The following is an 18310-nucleotide window of genomic DNA, read 5'->3' on the forward strand; positions in this document are numbered from 1 at the left end:
GGTCAAATTATGTAAGTATTATGAACTTCTAATAAATTAGTGCTAGCTAAAATTTACGGTTCTTTGGCCTAGATCGCCATCCTGCTATCCATAAAGCACTGCCAGTACCGATACAAGTATAAGCTGGCCATAGTGTAGCGCTTTGGGTGAATAATATTGTGCCACAGATCAACAAAACGGCAGAGGTGATAAGCAGGTAATTACTTTTATGAGATTTCTGCTGATAACGTAAGTACTTATCAAGCATTTGCTGTTGTGTGCCTAATAATTTTCGACCTACTTTGAGGTTGTCATATATCAGCTCAGGCAACTCAGGCAGCATCTCTGCCCAATAAGGTGCGTTAGTTTTCACTTTGTTAAACATGGCTTTAGGGCCGACTTGTTCTGCCATCCAGTTTTCTAAAAATGGCTTAGCTGTTTGCCATAAGTCCAATTGAGGATAAAGCTGACGGCCTAAACCTTCGATGTACAGCAAGGTTTTTTCAAGCAGCACTAACTGAGGTTGTACCACAATATCAAAGTGACGTGCGGTACGGAACAGCGCTAATAACACATGACCAAATGAGATCTCATCCAGTGGTTTATTAAACATAGGCTCGCAGACTACTTTTACCGCTTGCTCAAACGCTAATACGTCAGTGTTTTCAGACACCCAACCAGATTCAATGTAAAGCTGGGCAATGCGATGATAATCTCGATTAAAAAAGGCTAAAAAGTTTTCCGCAAGATAGCGCTTATCTACTTCGGTTAATGTGCCCATAATGCCGCAGTCTAAGCCTATATAATAGGGGTTTTCAGGGTGTTCGGTACTGATGAAAATATTGCCGGGATGCATGTCCGCATGGAAAAAGTTATCCCTAAACACCTGAGTAAAAAACAACTCTACGCCACGCTCAGCCAGCAACTTAAAATTAGTCCCCTGGGCACGTAAAGCCTCGGTATCAGAAACTGGAATGCCGTAAACACGTTCCATTACCATGAGTCTTTGATAGCAATGTTCTTCATAGACATAAGGGACATAAAGCGAGTCTGAGTCTAAAAAATTGTTTCTGAGTTTGGTGGCATTCAACGCTTCGAGTTTGAGGTTTAATTCGCCCAGAATTGTGGTGCGATAATCTTCTATCACTTCAGCAGGGCGCAGACGATTTCCTTCCCCTAAAATACGATCTAATGTATTTGCCGCTAGCATCATTAGCTGAATATCGGCATTGATATTGGCTTCAACATTGGGACGTAATACTTTCAGTACGACTTCTTTACCATTTGATTTTAAGGTGGCTGTGTGGACTTGAGAAATCGATGCGCTGGCTAGTGGCGTGTCTTCAAAATTATCAAACAGGTTTTCAATCGGTTCACCTAAGGCTGCTTCAATCGAAATACGCGCTAAAGCAGAGTCAAATGGCGGGACGCGATCTTGCAGCATTGCCAACTGATAAGCCCACTCATCGTCTAATAAGTCTCGACGTGTGGATAGCATTTGACCTAGTTTTATATAAACAGGCCCCAGCTCTTGCATCGCCAGCTTTAAGCGCTCAGCGGGTTGTTTATTTTTATGACGGTTACCTAACCAGAAGAAACAAGCGCGCAGTAATTTGAAGTACCATGGCTTTTTATTTTTAGGTAATAAATCATCAAGGCCGAAGTGAAGTACGGTTTTAATGACTTGATAACCGCGCCTGATACTAGCAATTGTCATGAGGTTATTTTGTCTCTTAGTTGGGCAATACGTGTATCGATATATTCAGTTTGCGTGACAAGTTGTTGCAGATTATCACGAAAGTGCAGGAATTCGATTTTATGCGGTGCAAGGCGGTATTCTTCGGTGGTTAATTGCCCTAGATGAGCACGAGTTTTTACCAGCACGGACTTGATATCTTTGCTTATATGCTGGGTGGTGGTGAATAATTTATGCGCCGGTGCGTCACCAATGTATCGTGATAGTGGTTCGGCAAAGTCAAATTCGATGTTTTGCATGTAGTGACTGAAAGTTTGCAATAACTGAATGTCACCTTCAATACTGAGCTTATCTTGTTTAATTAACTCGGTGAGGTTGGCACCTTCACGGAGTTGGTACAAGGTCGATGCATCCGCTTTTACGGTGACAGCTATCTCGCCTTCAAAATGGCTCATTACTTGAATTTGCTTGGCAAAAATAATGTAAATCGGCCAGGACAATTGTGATAGTTGTATGCAAAACACTTTACCGTGTAAGGGTTTTAAACGAGCGTAATCTTGCTGCGCTTGAGCAGGCAGCTTGGCAAAGCCTGACTCAATCGCTGCGCACGTTAACAAGGCTAAGTGGTTGACGCTCATTAAAACTTATAACCTCTGTGCAATGCGACAACACCGTCAGTCATGTTGGTGTAATCCACTTGTTCTAAACCCGCATCAATCATCATTTGCTTTAAGGTTTCTTGGTCGGGATGCATACGAATTGATTCGGCTAAGTATTCATAGCTATCTGCGTCTTTAGTGATTAACGCGCCCATTTTAGGCAGTACTTTAAAGCTGTAAAGATCATAAACCTTACGCATAATTTCATGTTGTGGTTTTGAAAATTCTAACACCAGCAACTTGCCGCCTGGTTTTAAAACTCGTTGCATAGAGCGCAGCGCCGCATCTTTGTCGGTTACGTTACGTAAACCGAATGCGATGGTGATAATGTCAAAATAGTTATCAGGAAACGGCAAGGCTTCAGCATTAGCTTGTACGTATTTGACGTTATTGACAATACCCTTATCACGTAGCTTAGTGCGGCCAACCTTAAGCATAGAATCATTAATGTCGGCTAAAACGACTTGACCCGAGTCACCTACAAGATGAGAAAACTTAGCGGTTAAATCACCTGTGCCACCGGCTAAATCTAATATTTTCATACCTGGGCGAGCCGCGGCTACTTCAATAGTGTGACGTTTCCAAAAACGGTGAACACCAAATGACATCACATCGTTCATGATGTCGTATTTTGCCGCAACAGAATGAAATACATCCGCAACAAGATCGGCTTTCTTTTCAGCCTCTACGGTTTTGTAGCCAAAGTGGGTGTTTTTTGATTCGCCCTCAGACATGGGTATATTCCTATAATGTGCGATAATTAAGTGCCAGTTTATGCCATCGTTGCAGCTTGTAACATCACCTAAGCGCCAGAGTGTGATAACAATCAAGTCGATAATAAATGATACGTGCTTAAGCCAAACTTGATCATTGGCGTTAGCTTGATTTGGCTAAGGTTAAATCGAGATATTAACTTCAGTAAAGTGAAGCATAAATTTGCCCCGCATTAGAGCATAATTTAACGATAAAAATCTACTCTGCTGGTGTTTGTGCTGTTAATTCGAACTTGTTTTTTACAACATCTTTCATCCATGTTAGCCCAGTTTGCTCATTCGACCTTGAATGTAGCTATAAATAAGCTCGCTTATGCCTTGGCCTACATCACGGTATCCCGCCGTTACTCCAGCCTCATGGCACTGCGGCGCAGCTTCTGCTAAATGTAGATAGGCGCAATCACATTGTTTGGCGACACGGTAAACGTAATGACAAGCGTCTAAAAGGGGGACCCCTGCAAACGTTGATGCGCTACTGGGCATTTTAGCGATAGCATCAACGTCAAGCTCAAGGCCCACAGGTAACCCCGTGTTATTTAACTCGCGACAGATATCTTTAAGGGCTTGATCTAAGCTTATTTCGCGGTGTACCCATATTTGCTGAAAACTGTGCCAACTGGCTCCAAATAAGCTGAGCTGCTCTAAGGTTGCTTCGCTATTTTTAAGTTCGTGTAATCCTAGAATATGGTAGTAGTCGAGTGAACCATTAGCCGCAGCATAACTAAATCCATTGCCACTGTGCCGACCTTCTCGCGGCCTAAAATCACTGTGTGGGTCAAGGTTGACAGCGGCCATTGGTTGATTAAAGGTTTGTTTAGCGGCAGTTAACAGGCCATAGGCATTATTATGTCCACCACCAATCACAATCGGCTCTAACCCTGCGGCAAACACTTGGGTTAATACTGCTATAACCTGATCGTCAAGATCTGCCGTTGCTTGGCGTAATGTGGCGATATCAGCGTTAGCGTCAACAACTTGATCTAGGCTAATTTGACCCACAATCATGCATTGTTTACCGCTAAAAAAGCGGTTTGACTGTAAGTTGGCAAGCTGGCTGATACTTGCCGTAAAGGCATCATGTGATCCGCCGCGGCCTAAATTAGCCCGGGGTCCAATGTCTTCACTAATGCCAATAATGGCGAACTTAACCCCTTGTGTAGCAGCATGTGCAAGTGCTATTGAAATATCACCATCTTGATTTCCTTCAAGCGGCAATAGCTGAAATTGCTGCCCAAGTTTTGTTTCACCTGTACGACAATTCAGTAAGGATTGAAGATCGGTTGCATGGAATGACGTGAGCATAAATACACCTTTAATGAGTTTATGATACGGAACAGAAGCTGCTAAGTTTGCAAGGGTAAACACGGTGAGTATAAAACAAAAAAAGCCAGCAATGCTGGCTTTTTATTATTGGAATGATTAATCAATATCCAAAGGTTCTGGAGATAAAATCACCCCAGTGTTATCGGCATAAATATGGTCGCCAGGTAAGAAGGTCACACCGCCAAAGTTCACTGGCACTTCAACTTCGCCAATGCCATTACTATCGGCACCCACAGGAATAGAAGCAATCGCTTGAATACCAATATCTAGCTCTTCTAGCGCATCAACATCACGGACAGTACCGTAAATGATAATACCTTCCCAATTGTTGGCTACAGCAATTTCAGCAATACTAGCATCTAGTAGTGCACGGCGTAATGATCCGCCACCATCTACTAACAATACTTTTCCTTCGCCATCTTCCTGTAAGGCTTCAGCAATTAAACCGTTATCTTCAAAACATTTAATGGTGCTTATAGAGCCGCCGAAAGAGCTGCAACCACCATAATTACTGAACATAGGCTCGACAACGTCGACCACATCGATATACATGTCGCACAGTTCTGAGGTGTTGTATTCCATAGATAACTCCTAGTGGCTGCAATAGTTTCATTGCTCTGGATTAATTGCTATTAAAGGTAATAGTTAAGTGAATTATATGGGGTTTATTTTAAATTAAAAGCGTTATTCGTCACGACCTTGTTGCAAATCAAACTAGAATGATAATACTATATAAAAAACACAATGGTCTATTTTGAGAACAATAGGTAGTTTTGTAAGTAATTTACTTTCAAATTTAACTGTTTATCAATCAACTGTAGATCATGATCACTAAAATACGTTTATAAATTACTAACATACCTGGCTACTTGTTAACATATCAGTGGTTTTTAGGCATTGGTTTATTTTATTTATTTGCTTTAGGGGCATGGATCCCTCGTTACGCTTATGGATGGCAGAGAGCCTTAAAGAGGTTCTTATGGATAGTTCAAATATGGTTGAAATATTAGGTTACGTTGCTTCTGTTATGGTGGCGATTTCATTAATGATGAAAGATATCATTATGTTACGTTGGTTGAATTTCGTTGGTTGTGGTTTATTTGCTGCCTACGGTTATGCCATTGATGCTTGGCCCGTTGCTGGTATGAATGCGTTTGTTGCCGGTATTAATATTTATCACTTAGTGAAAATTTATCGCAATAAAGCACCAGAAACTCAAGCTGCTTCAGCGTAAAAAAGCATCTTACTTCATTCACCCTTAGTTGTTATTTACACAATCAAGGGTGAATAGTAAGTGTTCTGGCCAGTCAGTGCTTGTCGCTGTTGCGTGACAAACATCAAACATCAAACATCAAACATCAAACATCAAACATCTCGCTTTCTGTTCTATTACTCCTATTTATTATATAAGCCTGTCATTTCAACTTCTTTAGCTGCGCTTTTAGTTTCTATTGTCATAAAAGCTTCGAATAAATGTCACTCCACATTCATTGGCGCAGATTAGTCTGCAAAAGTGGATTAAATAAAAGTGGATTAAACATTAGCGCATGATGCGCGACAGGAGTGGCGATGAACCTGATTACAAAAGTTGATCAATATCTGTTTTATTCGATTATTCGTTTTACTCGTGAACAACAATTGTCACCAACTGCGTTAAAAATATCCGCAACGGGTGATGGCCATTGGTACGTTTATCTGTCTGTCGCGATATTGTTATCCCACAGCCAAGGCCAATCATTTTTCAACCTATTACTGCTCGGATTTTTAATTGAGCTACCACTATATTTAGTGCTTAAAAATGGCATACGACGCCAACGACCTTGTTATGCGTTAGTCGGTTTTAATTGCCATTTTGAGCCATCAGATAAGTTCAGCTTACCTTCAGGACACACAGCCGGTGCTTTTGTGCTGGCAAGTGTTATTCATGTGTATTTTCCCGTATTAGCGCCATTAGCTTATCTATGGGCAATAACGGTCGGCTTCTCTCGTATCGCACTTGGGGTGCACTATCCATTAGATATCGTAGCAGGAATGGGGCTAGGTATCGGGTCAGTTATGCTAGCTGAAAACATTATATAAGGGTTAAATAGCATGAAAATTCTTTACGGAGTTCAAGGGACTGGAAATGGTCATATTAGCCGTGCACGTGTTATGGCTAAGGCAATGAAAAATAAAGGAGTCGATGTCGACTTTCTGTTTAGCGGTAGACCCGCCGAACATTACTTCGACATGCAGGAGTTTGGTGACTATCAAGTGCGTAAGGGACTATCATTTGCTACAGATAATGGACGCATTAATTTATTAAAAACCGCTCAAAAAACGGTAAGTCGTTCGATATTCAATGAAGTTAAACAATTGGATGTGCGCGGCTATGACTTAGTGTTAAACGACTTTGAGCCTGTTACCGCTTGGGCGGCAAAACAACAAGGGGTTAAATCGATATCTATTAGCCACCAGGCAGCATTACAGCATTCGGTGCCTAAGCAAGGTGGCAGTTGGTTAGATGAAGTCATTTTAAATCATTTTGCGCCGGTTGATATTGGATTAGGGTGCCATTGGCATCACTTCGGCTTTCCAATTTTGCCGCCATTTGTAGAGGTTTCTCCATCAGATATTCAATACGGTCATCAAATCTTAGTTTATTTACCGTTTGAAAGTGCCGATAGTATCGCTGAGTTTTTAGCCCCATTCGATGACTATCAATTCTATGTTTATCACAGCACCAAGCCAATTAAACCCTTACCTGAGCATATTCAATGGCATGGTTTTAGCCGAGACGGATTTAAACTGCATTTATCGCAATGTGGTGGCGTGATAGCGAATGCGGGGTTTGAATTAGCCAGTGAAGCTATGGCATTAGGTAAAAAGCTACTAGTTAAACCGCTAATCGGCCAATTTGAGCAGTCGGCTAATGTAGCAGCACTAGAATTGCTTGCCGCAGCGGATAGTATGCAAACGTTGGACAAGTCTAAATTTACGCGCTGGTTAAAGGCGCCGTCACCTAAAGCTATTCGTTACCCGCAGGTGGGGGATAAACTGGTTGACTGGCTTAAAACGGGAGAGTGGCAGCAGCCTCAACAGCTATGCGACCAACTTTGGGATCAAGTAGAGTTACCTGAAAATTGGCATAAAAGGCAGTAATAACAACTTCAGCGACATAAAATAATAAACCCATAATGAGTATCATGGGTTCGTGTACAAACTTTCAATTTTAACAATACTGGTTAACGGTGTCGTAATTAAGATTGAGAATGACGGCTATGAAGAATTTCTAATAATTCGTCTTCAAATTCAAACCGTGATTCCATTGCTTGTGCAAGTTGTGCTAAGTCTTTATCCAGTTGGTAAAGAATATTTTCATCTTCAGATTCGGTATATTTATCATTAAAATCGAGAGCAGTATCGGTACTTTCACTGATTTTAGGCAGTAAGTTTTGAGCGGTCGCTTTGCTGTCCTGACCATGGGTAGCACATTCGCTCACTACTCTGTCATATACTTCAAAATGTCCTTCAGACACGTAATCTACAAGCTGCTCACAAAAATCCTTCACATCTTTGATGCTAGGTAGGCCTTTTTCTGCCTGTTTATTAGGTGAAAGTCCAACAAGGGTAAAGTATTTAACCAGCAATTTACGACGGTGAGTCAGCCATTGGTCGACTAATTTGTTAGCTCCGCCCCAACGTTGCTCAGCTTGTTCTAATTTTATAAGCATACTTGTATTCCTGACGTTCAACCGATCAATTTCAACCACTGTATTGGACAAGTACGTAGTTGATCAACTGTTTTATGCTTTATTTATCAATGGACAAACCAGCCTTAATAAATTACTAAAGAATTTAAAATAAAAAACCCAGTGATAGATAACTATCACTGGGTAAATAAGCATTTAAGGGCTCGATATATCGTGCTTCTTGATTGTTCTTGCTAGCGCGTACTTTTTATACCAAACACTCACCAATGGTGCAACTAATAATCTACTTTATGGGGTACTAACAATATTGTTGCTGTTTTTGTGAGCAAAGATTGAGGCGTTTTCAGATTTTTGAATACAGATTTAGTAATAGCTCACATAAATATCGCATAAGTGGTTACATTAATCGCGTAAGTGCTAAACTACCGACCTGCAAAATTCATAACTATCTAGGAAAATAGCCCCCATGGCAGAACTAAAGAATGATCGTTATTTACGTGCTTTATTAAAACAACCTGTAGACAGAACGCCAGTATGGATGATGCGTCAAGCAGGTCGTTATCTTCCAGAATATAAAGCCACACGTGCTGAAGCCGGTGATTTTATGTCTCTTTGTAAGAACCAAGATCTAGCATGTGAAGTGACCTTACAGCCATTACGTCGCTATGATTTAGATGCCGCTATTTTGTTCTCTGACATTTTGACCATTCCTGATGCAATGGGTTTAGGTTTGTATTTTGAAACCGGTGAAGGTCCACGTTTTCAGCGTCCTACCGATACAATCGATGCCATCAAAAAGCTTGCTGTGCCAGATCCAGAAGATGAATTAGGCTATGTAATGCGTGCTGTAAAAACCATTCGTCGCGAATTAAACGGTGACGTACCGTTAATTGGTTTTTCGGGTTCACCTTGGACTTTAGCCACTTATATGGTTGAAGGTGGTTCAAGCAAGACCTTTGAAAAAATAAAGAAAATGGCATACGAAGAGCCAGCAACTTTGCACATGTTGTTGGATAAACTAGCTGATTCAGTGATTTTATATCTCAACGCGCAAGTGGCCAACGGTGCTCAATCGTTAATGATTTTCGATTCATGGGGCGGTGCGTTATCTCACCATGCTTACCGTGAGTTCTCATTACGTTATATGCAGAAAATCGTTGATGGCTTAACCCGTGAAGCCGAAGGCCGCGCAGTACCAGTGACTTTATTCACTAAAGGCGGTGGTTTATGGTTAGAGGCAATGGCTGAAACCGGTTGTGATGCGTTAGGCTTAGACTGGACCGTAGATATTGGTGATGCACGTCGTCGCGTAGGGCACAAAGTGGCCTTACAAGGCAATATGGATCCATCAGTACTTTACGCTTCACCTGAGCGTATTCGTCAAGAAGTTGAGCAAATCTTAGCGTCTTACGGTGAAGGTAGTGGTCATGTATTTAACTTAGGCCATGGCATTCATCAACATGTTGATCCAGAAAATGCGGGTGCATTTATTAAGTCAGTTACCGAGCTGTCGGGTAAATATCACAAGTAATTAAGTGGTATTTGATAAAAAAGCGAACCTTGAGGTTCGCTTTTTTTGAATTAAAAACTGACTATAATTTTTTTGCCTTACCCCTTGATAGTCAACATCAACTTCATTGGATTCCTTCCTGCTAGGGCCATTGCTGAAAATCCCTAACGCTTTCGATGTGCTGTCCTTAACCCAAAGAAAGCTAGCTTGGCATCTATGCCAAGCTCACAGCATGTTCTCGATGGCCTCAATGTAAATGATGTCCGAATTGTTTAAAATATGACTGTTACATCTACTTCTTGTTGTTGTTCTTATTCTTATTTGTATATTTTATTGAAGTCGTCAATGAGGCTAAATCTCAGTAATGAAAATATCAGGTGTAAAAAAAGTGATTCAATAAAAAACCCAGCCTGGGCTGGGTCTGTTTTATTGACGAGTTCGATTAATTACATGAGCTGCTATAAAGATCCTCGGCCCACATTGGGTTATCGATGAAGGGGTTGCGGTTCAACTGCCATTCATACACACGGTTATTACGACGACGCTCCCAATCACTCACAGGATCTTGAATGTGCCAGCTAAGCAAGGTGCATAAATCACCCAATAGTGCCTCACCAGTACCGGTAACCCCTTTGGCTACAGTAAGGTTAGGTGTACCACTGTTATCGCCGCCTTCATAACGCACATCCATATAAAATACCATGCGCGCGACATCGCCTTTAACCATGTTTGCAGGCTCGAAACTATCCGCATCTGTTTTGTTATCTGGCGCTTCAGTTAATGGCGACCCACCTAAGGCAAAATCTTTATTACCACGACTGCTATTAACAGTCACATCGGCAGGACGCAAATGGTGTAAGTCGGTATAGGCATGTTGTCCGCTGCTAGGAAAACCATGGCTTTTAGCCCATACATGTTCACGATTCCACGCATCTAAAGAATTACTCATACCGGCACGGTTTGTTTTAGGCTCAGAGCGATTGGTATAGAGTAAAATCACATTGTTAGTGTTGCTTGGATCTTCATCTGCATAGTTAAGGCCATCCCATACTTGATCATAGGTAAAGCGGGTATGATCTCGAATGATAAGGTTTAGGCTCGCCTTTAATGCTGAACCTGTTTTACCACTAGCGTTAGCATAATAGGTATCGAAGGCATAATCACCTGGGTTTCCCGTACCGCCTCCCGAAGTGGCAGGAGTATAGTTAGCCACTAAGCTCGTAGCGCTAAAGCCTTGATAGGCTGTGATGTTGACAAAATAACGACCTGCTACTGCTGTAGCAATAGGGCATTCTTCATTATTACCAGTTAAGTATGGGCGACAATCAAATACGCTTGCCGTTGGCTCACTGCCCTGGCGCACATAAAGATCCGCATCACCACTACCGCCACTCATTTTAAAACTAAGCCCAGTTGCCCCAGCTGGAATATCGGCGACAAACTTCAATGTTTGCCCTGTGCTGGCGCTTAGGCTTGTCTTGGCTTGGCCATTTTCGAGTAAGTTTTCCGTTGGTGCTGGCGGCGTGCCACAGCTAGTGGTTAAGCTGCCTACACCTGGATAGCCAGCATTGCTGCCCACACTCCAATCAGCTTGGCTTTTGGTGTTGGTACTGGTGCTGCGCACCAAAGACACGTTAGTGGCATTAAGTGTCCAACCACTTAAACCACCTTCCCAAGCGACGACATCAACGTCTTGAGTACCCTTGAGCAACTTAACGTAATCACCTGAGTTACCTAAAGATAAAGGCATAGGCGCTAAATCGGCTTGGCGGGAGAACAGGCTGTTAAAACCCGCAGCGTTTTTGGCTATCGTAAAGTATTGCCCCGACGCCAACGTGCCGCTTAATGCTAAACTTGCGCCATTGTCGCTGATGCTATATTGGCTTAAGTCGATGCTGCTGCAACTGGCGTTGTAGAGCTCGACAAATTCTTCAAGGCTATCATTATTGGGTGCATCGTAGAGCACTTCGCTTATCATCAGATTGGCACTGGCATTGAATGCTAGGCCTGCGAGTGTCAGTGTTACTGCTGTTTTTAGTGCTATAGTGGATTTAATCATCAACATAACTCTCTTTAATATTTATTATTATTGAGGACTTTCATGGCAGTTTTTCATGGAAATTCTCAATAATGATTTCCTTAGAAAACACCACGAAAGTCCGACCCCATTCAAATCCATTTGAGTTTTGTTAAAGCGGCTGGAGTATGACATAAAATTAGTTACGTATATGTGACCAAATTGTTATTTATAAAAAAGAATATGGCGATATATGGGATCTCTCTGTGGACATTAAGCATGGTCATTCCTATGGGTTGATCTTAAAATCCTTTTATCGTTTGTTGCTCATCCCACTCAAAACATATCTTATCCTTAGAATGTGGTTATGAATTAGCTATGCCGATCCAGTCCATATCCGATGTGTTGAGTCATTTGACTGAGAATAATATTGCCTTCTATCAGGTAGTTGGTGGTGATAAGATAAAAGATGCATGGTGTTAATATCACGCATTGTACATTTTGAGTTATTTTTGCCTTTTATGAGGGCGCAATATTTGCACATCAAGGACGTGGCACATATGAAACTGAGTTATTTTAAGCTGTTATCCATTCTGGTTTTATCGTTTGAGGTTAACGCAGCCAGTTATGATTGTGCTGGTAAATTAAATTTAACTGAGCAGGCAATTTGCTCAAGCAAAGCGTTAAATTTATTAGATGAGCAATTATCTCAATATTATTCAGCACAGTTAGCAGTATTACAAAATGCTGAAAAATCTGACTTGATCAATAATCAACAAAAATGGATAAGAAAAAGAAATCATAATTGCCAGGCGAATGTAGATTGTTTAGTCGTTGTTTATTCTGCAAGAATTGAGCAGTTAAGTTTTACACCTGAGAGAATCGAGGCTACCAACACCACATTCACCCATCTGCCTAAAGTTGATAGCTTTGAAGTTGAAAAAAAATGCGATTTTTCAAACCTTACCTTTCCTGAAAATGTAGCGGTTTATGCTGGTGGCGCTTACAGCGGCTATAAAACCAATTATCAGACTGATGAAAGTGGTCATATGACAACGGTTTTTGATGTTGCGATAAACTCTCCCAATGTACCAGTTGCGCTAATTTTAGGTGCTTATGAACCTTCGGTATGGAATATCAAGTGGACAAAAAACACTAAAATAACAGCGGTTTACGCTATGGGATACCATAAGCAAGTCGTTGCGGGATTACCAAACGATACTCCTGTTGTTATGAGTAGTTCTCGTGAAAGGCCCAATTGCCGTGATAGTTTTTATATCAGCGCTAAAACTCTGGATAAAATAAACCCTCTTTCAATGAAACTTTTTAATAAGAAAGTATCATTAGTCACTTTTGCTAAAAGCGGTAAACTTGGATTTGGTGATGCTTTTAATCAAAGAACCGAATTTTTTACTAATGCAGCCAATACTTTACACAACCATGTCGATCAGTCATTACCGCTAGCAGGAAAAGCGGGAATAGATGAATTGTTGGCAAGGGGCGATATAAGAAGCTACAACAATAAAGATATTGAAAAGTGGGTTAAGTTAAAGTCGAATCAGCTTAATGAAGACTTGCCTCCTGTTTCTGGAATAGATATTTCATCAAGATACAAGCCAAAACATATCGGTGTTGGTTATGTTATTCTCAAAAAAATAACGATTCCGGCTGGCTTATTTGGCGGTAATCGGGTCACATTTTTTTTGAATGAGAATGTTCCCTATCCAGAGGGAAGTCTTGGTCACAGTGATTTATACGATTTTAATACTCTTAAATGCCATGGGTCATTATGTAATATCTGATTATATAATCGTTCAACATCATCAAACCTTATTATGTTTATGTTTTATCTTGTTTTTATCATTTTAGTTGTCTGGCATTTTGGCAACTAAGAAAACAATATGTGCGACTCCTTAATAAAAGACTTTATGGACTTAAACCAAAAGAGTAAAAGTGAAGTTGATGGTAAGTAGAACATCTAATCAGTGCATCATTGTTTCAACAATGTGTGCCGTGTTTAGTTAGCAGTTGGCATGCAATAGCGACAGTAAAAGAATGTTATAACCAGAGACTACGATTTAATAATCATCTTTTAATCAATTCACGAGTGTGTTGATTCAGTCCGTATAGGGACGCTTGCATCAGCGATGCTTAAGTAACATTAGCTTTGCATCACCAGTTCTATCTTAAACTCACTGCCGACGCCGGGTTGGCTTTCTACTTCAATTTTACACTTCAATAGCCCCAACAACTGACGCACAATGGCCAGTCCTACGCCTAGCTGAGGTAGCGCTTGGTTGTTATCGAAGCTTAGCTGGTGGTGTTGTGGAATATTCGTTTGGCTAAGTGACAATTGTCTTAGGGCTTCTACTTCATGTTGGTGCATGCCTGAGCCGGTGTCTTTTACGGCTAACCATTGTTGGTTTTTACCCTGGCTAAAATCTTGTTGCGTAAGAATAGTGATTTCGCCACCTGACGGGGTGTAGCGTAAGGCATTATCAATTAGATTGTTGAGTATGCGTCGCATTAATTGTGGGTCGGTTAAAATTGAAGTGGCGTTAATATGCTCAAAATTTAATCTTACGCCGAGTTTTTTCGCTCTTGGGGTAAAGGTTTGGTCTATTTCATTGAGAAGTTCTGTTAACTCAACTTGTTGAAGTTGTGCATGAATTTGGCCATTTTCTAGTGCAGCTAATTCTAATAACTGGGCTAATAACTGTTGTAAGGTTTGACCTGAGTTAGCCGCGTATTGAATAAAGGCTTGATCTCGGTCCGCTTCAGGCAAAATTAACCAGGTATCGATATAGCCCAATAATGCGGTGAGTGGGGTTTTTAAGTCATGGGACAGGTGCAGTAAAAAGTCATGTTTTGCCTGCTGTTGACGTTTGACCTGTTGTTGCTGTTGCTGAATGTCTTGCAGCAACTGATTAATGTGTTCGCTGAGTTGAGCTATCTCTAAACTGCCTCTATAGCGATCTGGCAAGGTGAGCTTTTCGGTAATGGGTAAGGTTTTTAACTTAGTTAAATCCTGGGCTAATTTATGGATCGGGCGGGTAAAATAATGCAATAAAATCACAAATAACAATAGGGCGAATATTACCCAAAAACCTATGGTTGCACCCCATATTTTTGGTTGGTTTTCGGCATTAATTAATGCTTGCCAGCTGTCGTACTCTTCTCCGCCAATAATCACATATAAATAACCACTGTGCAGACCTTGGGCATTGACTAACTTACTGGCTGAAAAAATCTTTTTGGTTTGTTGCGAACGCGGATCTGTGCCTAAAATCGGCAGATTCTTTCCTGCTAAAAACTGCTTAATAATACCGGTGTCCACTCGATGTGTTTTAATTTTTTCTTCTTTGGCATCATAGGCTATCACTTTGCCATCTGGATCTAAGGTGTAAATTTCAAAGCTGGGTCCGAGCAACATAAAATCATGAAAAGCTTCTTTTAATGCGGCATCAGAGGTAATCCCCTGTGATAACAACGGATTAATATGCGCCATATGTTCAGCCAACTCTTGATGTAGAGACTGCTGTATTTGATTGCGACTGAATTCGTGGTTTAGTTGTAGCCATTGCCATAATGCGACAAATAGCAGCAATACAATCATTGTAGCGACTAAAAATAATCGATTAAATAGGCGATTCATTAGTGAGCATGTGCCTCTGGTGGCGAGAATTTATAGCCCACACCCCACACGGTTTTCACTAAGTCGTGTTCTGAGCAGCGGGACAATTTGTTGCGTAAACGATTAATATGGCTATTTACTGTGTGCTCGTAACCACTATAGTTGTAGCCCCACACCGCTTCTAATAACTGTAAACGGCTGAACACTTGTAGTGGATGTTGAGCAAGAAAAAGTAATAAATCGAACTCGCGTGCGGTTAACTCTAAAGCATTATTAAATGCTAATACTTCACGTGTGCTGGCATTAATACTGACACAATTAAAATCAAGTTGCTGCTGATGGTTATGCAGAATTTGTCCACGTCTTAAATGCGCTTTAACTCTGGCGCGCAGTTCTAGCACGCTGAAGGGTTTTACAAGGTAGTCATCGGCGCCCGCTTCAAGCCCCAGTACTATGTCAGCTTCAGAATCTTTGGCGGTCAATAACATAATTGGCACCTGTTTTTGCGCTTGTCTCAGTTGCTGGCATAGCATAATGCCGTCGCCGTCTGGTAGCATTCTGTCCATTAAAATCAGATCGAGCTTTTTATGTTCGATGATCTGCATGGCTTGCTTCAATGTCGTGGCATGGTCGACGCTATAGTTAAGGGCCTTGAGGTTCAGAATAATTAATTTAGCCAAGTCTTGTTCGTCTTCTACCAGCAAAATATGTTGCGGACTAACATGACCGTTATGTTTGGTGTTTCCATTCATGGTAACTTCCTCAAAGCAAATCCAGTAATTGCATTAATACCTAGACCTGCTTTAAGGATAATAAATTTCAATCTGTTTAAAACTTATTCAATCAACCAGTAGTGTCGCGGTTACTGGGTACGCATAATGGTTACTGCAAGCACTGGGTTGTCAAAACGATGTGAAGGCAGAAGGACTGAGTCAGCTAAACCATCATATTGGCTGATAACGCCTGGATGAATATGCACAAAATCGACATCATCACGTGCAGTGTTAAACCCTTCACCGCCGTCAGCTGGGCCAGGCATAGTGCCTTTTGCTTCGCTGTTGGCTTCAGTACCCGCATCGTAGGCCATGTATTTCATCATTTTTGGCATATCAACTTCCATACCTGCAATGTGGTAACTATTGACCCCGGTAAAGGCGTCATTAGTATTCACTAGCATTGTGGCTAAGCTGATATTGGCAACATTGGCTTGTGCTAATGTGAGGGTAAGTGTTTCACTCATCCCCGGCATTAACATACCCGTACCGTTGACACTGCTATCAATTACTTCAAGGACTGCTATATCTGCAGTGTCGCCACCTTCGGCCATTTTTTCGATAGCAAGGCTGGCCATTTCGCCCGTTTGCCATAAACTGGCTTCGGCATTATGCGCGGCTAAAATGACCGGTGACATAGGCTGATTTGCCGTTAGGTTAGTCACAGTGACAGTAAATGTTTGCATTACTGGCTCTGGTTCAACCGGTGGCACCACAACATTGTCATCGTCACTACAGGCGGTGAGTAATGTCGCGGCAACAAATAAGCTCAGTAAGCTGGGTTTAAGTTTAATGTCGGTGGTTTTCATGTGTTACCTCCTTATTTTACTGTGACCACAACTTTGGCTACAGGGTTTAACCAGCGGTGAATACGGCTGTCTAAATCACTTGCGCCTCCAGCGGGATCTGTATCACCTAAAACACCTGGGTGGGTGTGCACATACATATTGTCAGCACCGTCCATTACACCAGTCCCATTTGCGCCACCATTACCACCCGGTGCTGCAGGAATACCCGGTACGCCTGACATACCGCCGCCGTTTATGATTTCATCATTTGCTTCTGTGCCGGCATCGTAGGCGTTGACATAAACTGTGTAAGTGCCTGCTTCAGTTGGAATTTTCCAGCTGTCTAAACCAATAAATGCATCGTTGGTTGGCAGCACCATTGCGACAATAGAAAGATGAGTGTTATCGCCGGTATCTAGCATCACATCTTTAATGCTGGCTCCTGCGGCAAGTAACCCCATGGCTGGGTTAGCTAAGGTGACGCCGTTTGCGCCTGTTACCGCAGTATTAAGATCGCCAATATCGCCACCTTCAGCCATTTTTTGTAACGCAGGCGTGGCCATTTCTCCGACGTGAAATAAATGACTGTCGCTGTTGTGAGCGGCTATTAACAATGGGGTAAAGTGATTACCATGGGTAAGGTTGGTGACACTGACTTCAATGTCTGCGGCTTGGGTTGATAAACTCAATAAACCTGCTGCTAGTAGGCTAGCGTTAACTAATGTACGTTTCATAACCGAGCTCCTTTTGTTTAATTGCAGCTAGTATTACAAATGGATATCACCGGGTTATCGCTAAATTATCACAAAAGTTTAACATCGTTAGCTTTGTGTGTTTTTGATGTGCTAAATTGAGCTTAAACGTGCCATTTCAATGTTTAAAATAATAAAAATAAAAGCATAAAAAATATGATTAGAATATTACAAAAAGATGATTTTAAAGCAGTATTAGTATTAGGTGAGCAAGTGCACGGTCAGGGTTATATGGATATGGACGAACTGACAGCCATTTATCACAAAGGCATAAAAAATGGCATTAATGCTAACTTTGTTGCCATTGAAAACGATGAATTACTGGGTTTTCGATTAACCTATGCCGCAGGTAAATGGCAACAGGATCAATGGTGTACTGTAGCGTTGTGGGGCGTTAACTTTGATGATGTGTGTTACTTTAAATCCAATACCATTGCTGAACATGGCCGAGGTAAAGGATTAGGGGGACAACTTTTACAAGCCTCTAAAGAAGCGGTTATCGCACAGGGCGCTAAAGCTGGCGTGAGTCATTTGTGGCAACAAAGCCCCAATAATGCTGCGGTACGATATTTTACCAAAGCCGGTGGGAAATTGATTAAACAGCATCCTCAACGCTGGCACCAACGGCATATGGGAGAGGATTATATCTGTGTACTTTGCGGCGTTGATTGTCACTGTGTCGCATGTGAAATGTTGTTAATTTTTTAAGGGATT

17 protein-coding genes are annotated in these 18310 nt (G+C 41.5%); 6 read left to right on the top strand and 11 right to left on the bottom strand.

Features of this window, described 5'->3' with window-relative positions; translation table 11 throughout:
- Positions 1-46: 46 nt before the first annotated feature.
- The 5 genes from ubiB to rraA all read right to left on the bottom strand — a co-directional run bounded on the left by ubiB (position 47) and on the right by rraA (position 5012).
- The gene (gene ubiB, locus ACRWP9_RS04335) at positions 47-1696 is read right to left on the bottom strand and encodes a ubiquinone biosynthesis regulatory protein kinase UbiB (protein ID WP_434928048.1); all 1650 of its coding nucleotides are present in this window, start codon (positions 1694-1696) and stop codon (positions 47-49) included.
- Entirely contained in the window at positions 1693-2313 is a 621-nt protein-coding gene (locus ACRWP9_RS04340; RefSeq protein WP_434928050.1) for a ubiquinone biosynthesis accessory factor UbiJ, read from the bottom strand. Before ACRWP9_RS04340 ends, ubiB begins: the two co-directional genes overlap by 4 nt.
- On the bottom strand, positions 2313-3068 hold the full coding sequence (ubiE, locus tag ACRWP9_RS04345; RefSeq protein WP_434928051.1) for a bifunctional demethylmenaquinone methyltransferase/2-methoxy-6-polyprenyl-1,4-benzoquinol methylase UbiE: 756 nt from the start codon (positions 3066-3068) through the stop codon (positions 2313-2315). The genes ACRWP9_RS04340 and ubiE overlap by 1 nt, the downstream gene beginning before the upstream one ends.
- A gap of 300 nt (positions 3069-3368) precedes the next feature.
- Entirely contained in the window at positions 3369-4409 is a 1041-nt protein-coding gene (locus ACRWP9_RS04350; RefSeq protein WP_434928053.1) for a formimidoylglutamase, read from the bottom strand.
- A 117-nt stretch (positions 4410-4526) separates the two neighbouring features.
- Entirely contained in the window at positions 4527-5012 is a 486-nt protein-coding gene (gene rraA, locus ACRWP9_RS04355; RefSeq protein WP_226411542.1) for a ribonuclease E activity regulator RraA, read from the bottom strand.
- 397 nt (positions 5013-5409) lie between these two features.
- Here rraA and ACRWP9_RS04360 point away from each other — a divergent pair, with 397 nt between their 5' ends.
- From ACRWP9_RS04360 to ACRWP9_RS04370, 3 genes are all read left to right on the top strand, one after another.
- A complete protein-coding gene (locus tag ACRWP9_RS04360) occupies positions 5410-5664 on the top strand; it encodes a uroporphyrinogen decarboxylase (protein ID WP_226411540.1) in 255 nt (84 codons plus the stop codon).
- Positions 5665-5999: 335 nt separating this feature from the next.
- Positions 6000-6509 (top strand): phosphatase PAP2 family protein, encoded by a 510-nt coding sequence (locus ACRWP9_RS04365; protein WP_226411538.1) that lies wholly within the window; start codon positions 6000-6002, stop codon positions 6507-6509.
- A gap of 12 nt (positions 6510-6521) precedes the next feature.
- Positions 6522-7571: an MJ1255/VC2487 family glycosyltransferase gene (locus ACRWP9_RS04370; RefSeq protein WP_434928055.1), complete on the top strand. Its 1050-nt coding sequence runs from the start codon at positions 6522-6524 to the stop codon at positions 7569-7571.
- Positions 7572-7669: 98 nt separating this feature from the next.
- Here the strand turns inward: ACRWP9_RS04370 and rsd are convergent, their stop codons facing one another.
- A complete protein-coding gene (gene rsd, locus ACRWP9_RS04375; RefSeq protein WP_434928057.1) occupies positions 7670-8143 on the bottom strand; it encodes a sigma D regulator in 474 nt (157 codons plus the stop codon).
- A 445-nt stretch (positions 8144-8588) separates the two neighbouring features.
- On the opposite strand from rsd, the gene hemE reads away from it, so the two are divergent.
- Entirely contained in the window at positions 8589-9653 is a 1065-nt protein-coding gene (gene hemE / locus ACRWP9_RS04380; RefSeq protein WP_434928058.1) for a uroporphyrinogen decarboxylase, read from the top strand.
- A 421-nt stretch (positions 9654-10074) separates the two neighbouring features.
- On the opposite strand, the gene ACRWP9_RS04385 is transcribed toward hemE, so the two are convergent.
- A complete protein-coding gene (locus ACRWP9_RS04385) occupies positions 10075-11697 on the bottom strand; it encodes an endonuclease (RefSeq protein WP_434928060.1) in 1623 nt (540 codons plus the stop codon).
- Between the two features lie 512 nt (positions 11698-12209).
- On the opposite strand from ACRWP9_RS04385, the gene ACRWP9_RS04390 reads away from it, so the two are divergent.
- The gene (locus ACRWP9_RS04390) at positions 12210-13451 is read left to right on the top strand and encodes a lysozyme inhibitor LprI family protein (protein ID WP_434928061.1); all 1242 of its coding nucleotides are present in this window, start codon (positions 12210-12212) and stop codon (positions 13449-13451) included.
- A gap of 359 nt (positions 13452-13810) precedes the next feature.
- Here the strand turns inward: ACRWP9_RS04390 and ACRWP9_RS04395 are convergent, their stop codons facing one another.
- The 4 genes from ACRWP9_RS04395 to ACRWP9_RS04410 form a co-directional block, all read right to left on the bottom strand.
- On the bottom strand, positions 13811-15304 hold the full coding sequence (locus tag ACRWP9_RS04395; protein ID WP_434928063.1) for a sensor histidine kinase: 1494 nt from the start codon (positions 15302-15304) through the stop codon (positions 13811-13813).
- Positions 15304-16035, bottom strand: coding sequence for a response regulator transcription factor (locus tag ACRWP9_RS04400; RefSeq protein ID WP_434928064.1), 732 nt, complete (start codon positions 16033-16035; stop codon positions 15304-15306). Before ACRWP9_RS04400 ends, ACRWP9_RS04395 begins: the two co-directional genes overlap by 1 nt.
- A 110-nt stretch (positions 16036-16145) precedes the next feature.
- Complete coding sequence (locus ACRWP9_RS04405) at positions 16146-16865, bottom strand: spondin domain-containing protein (protein WP_434928065.1); 720 nt, start codon at positions 16863-16865, stop codon at positions 16146-16148.
- A gap of 11 nt (positions 16866-16876) precedes the next feature.
- Positions 16877-17578, bottom strand: coding sequence for a spondin domain-containing protein (locus ACRWP9_RS04410; protein ID WP_434928066.1), 702 nt, complete (start codon positions 17576-17578; stop codon positions 16877-16879).
- Positions 17579-17752: 174 nt separating this feature from the next.
- Here ACRWP9_RS04410 and ACRWP9_RS04415 point away from each other — a divergent pair, with 174 nt between their 5' ends.
- Entirely contained in the window at positions 17753-18304 is a 552-nt protein-coding gene (locus ACRWP9_RS04415) for a GNAT family N-acetyltransferase (protein WP_434928067.1), read from the top strand.
- The last annotated feature ends 6 nt before the right edge of the window (positions 18305-18310 follow it).

Source organism: Shewanella sp. HL-SH2, from assembly GCF_051164935.1.
GTDB classification, from domain to species: Bacteria; Pseudomonadota; Gammaproteobacteria; order Enterobacterales; family Shewanellaceae; genus Shewanella; species Shewanella glacialimarina.

Coding starts and splice junctions, on each gene's coding strand:
- ubiB (WP_434928048.1), bottom strand. CDS start 1,696: ATGACAATTGCTAGTATCAGGCGCGGTTATCAAGTCATTAAAACCGTA.
- ACRWP9_RS04340 (WP_434928050.1), bottom strand. CDS start 2,313: ATGAGCGTCAACCACTTAGCCTTGTTAACGTGCGCAGCGATTGAGTCA.
- ubiE (WP_434928051.1), bottom strand. CDS start 3,068: ATGTCTGAGGGCGAATCAAAAAACACCCACTTTGGCTACAAAACCGTA.
- ACRWP9_RS04350 (WP_434928053.1), bottom strand. CDS start 4,409: ATGCTCACGTCATTCCATGCAACCGATCTTCAATCCTTACTGAATTGT.
- rraA (WP_226411542.1), bottom strand. CDS start 5,012: ATGGAATACAACACCTCAGAACTGTGCGACATGTATATCGATGTGGTC.
- ACRWP9_RS04360 (WP_226411540.1), top strand. CDS start 5,410: ATGGATAGTTCAAATATGGTTGAAATATTAGGTTACGTTGCTTCTGTT.
- ACRWP9_RS04365 (WP_226411538.1), top strand. CDS start 6,000: ATGAACCTGATTACAAAAGTTGATCAATATCTGTTTTATTCGATTATT.
- ACRWP9_RS04370 (WP_434928055.1), top strand. CDS start 6,522: ATGAAAATTCTTTACGGAGTTCAAGGGACTGGAAATGGTCATATTAGC.
- rsd (WP_434928057.1), bottom strand. CDS start 8,143: ATGCTTATAAAATTAGAACAAGCTGAGCAACGTTGGGGCGGAGCTAAC.
- hemE (WP_434928058.1), top strand. CDS start 8,589: ATGGCAGAACTAAAGAATGATCGTTATTTACGTGCTTTATTAAAACAA.
- ACRWP9_RS04385 (WP_434928060.1), bottom strand. CDS start 11,697: ATGTTGATGATTAAATCCACTATAGCACTAAAAACAGCAGTAACACTG.
- ACRWP9_RS04390 (WP_434928061.1), top strand. CDS start 12,210: ATGAAACTGAGTTATTTTAAGCTGTTATCCATTCTGGTTTTATCGTTT.
- ACRWP9_RS04395 (WP_434928063.1), bottom strand. CDS start 15,304: ATGAATCGCCTATTTAATCGATTATTTTTAGTCGCTACAATGATTGTA.
- ACRWP9_RS04400 (WP_434928064.1), bottom strand. CDS start 16,035: ATGAATGGAAACACCAAACATAACGGTCATGTTAGTCCGCAACATATT.
- ACRWP9_RS04405 (WP_434928065.1), bottom strand. CDS start 16,865: ATGAAAACCACCGACATTAAACTTAAACCCAGCTTACTGAGCTTATTT.
- ACRWP9_RS04410 (WP_434928066.1), bottom strand. CDS start 17,578: ATGAAACGTACATTAGTTAACGCTAGCCTACTAGCAGCAGGTTTATTG.
- ACRWP9_RS04415 (WP_434928067.1), top strand. CDS start 17,753: ATGATTAGAATATTACAAAAAGATGATTTTAAAGCAGTATTAGTATTA.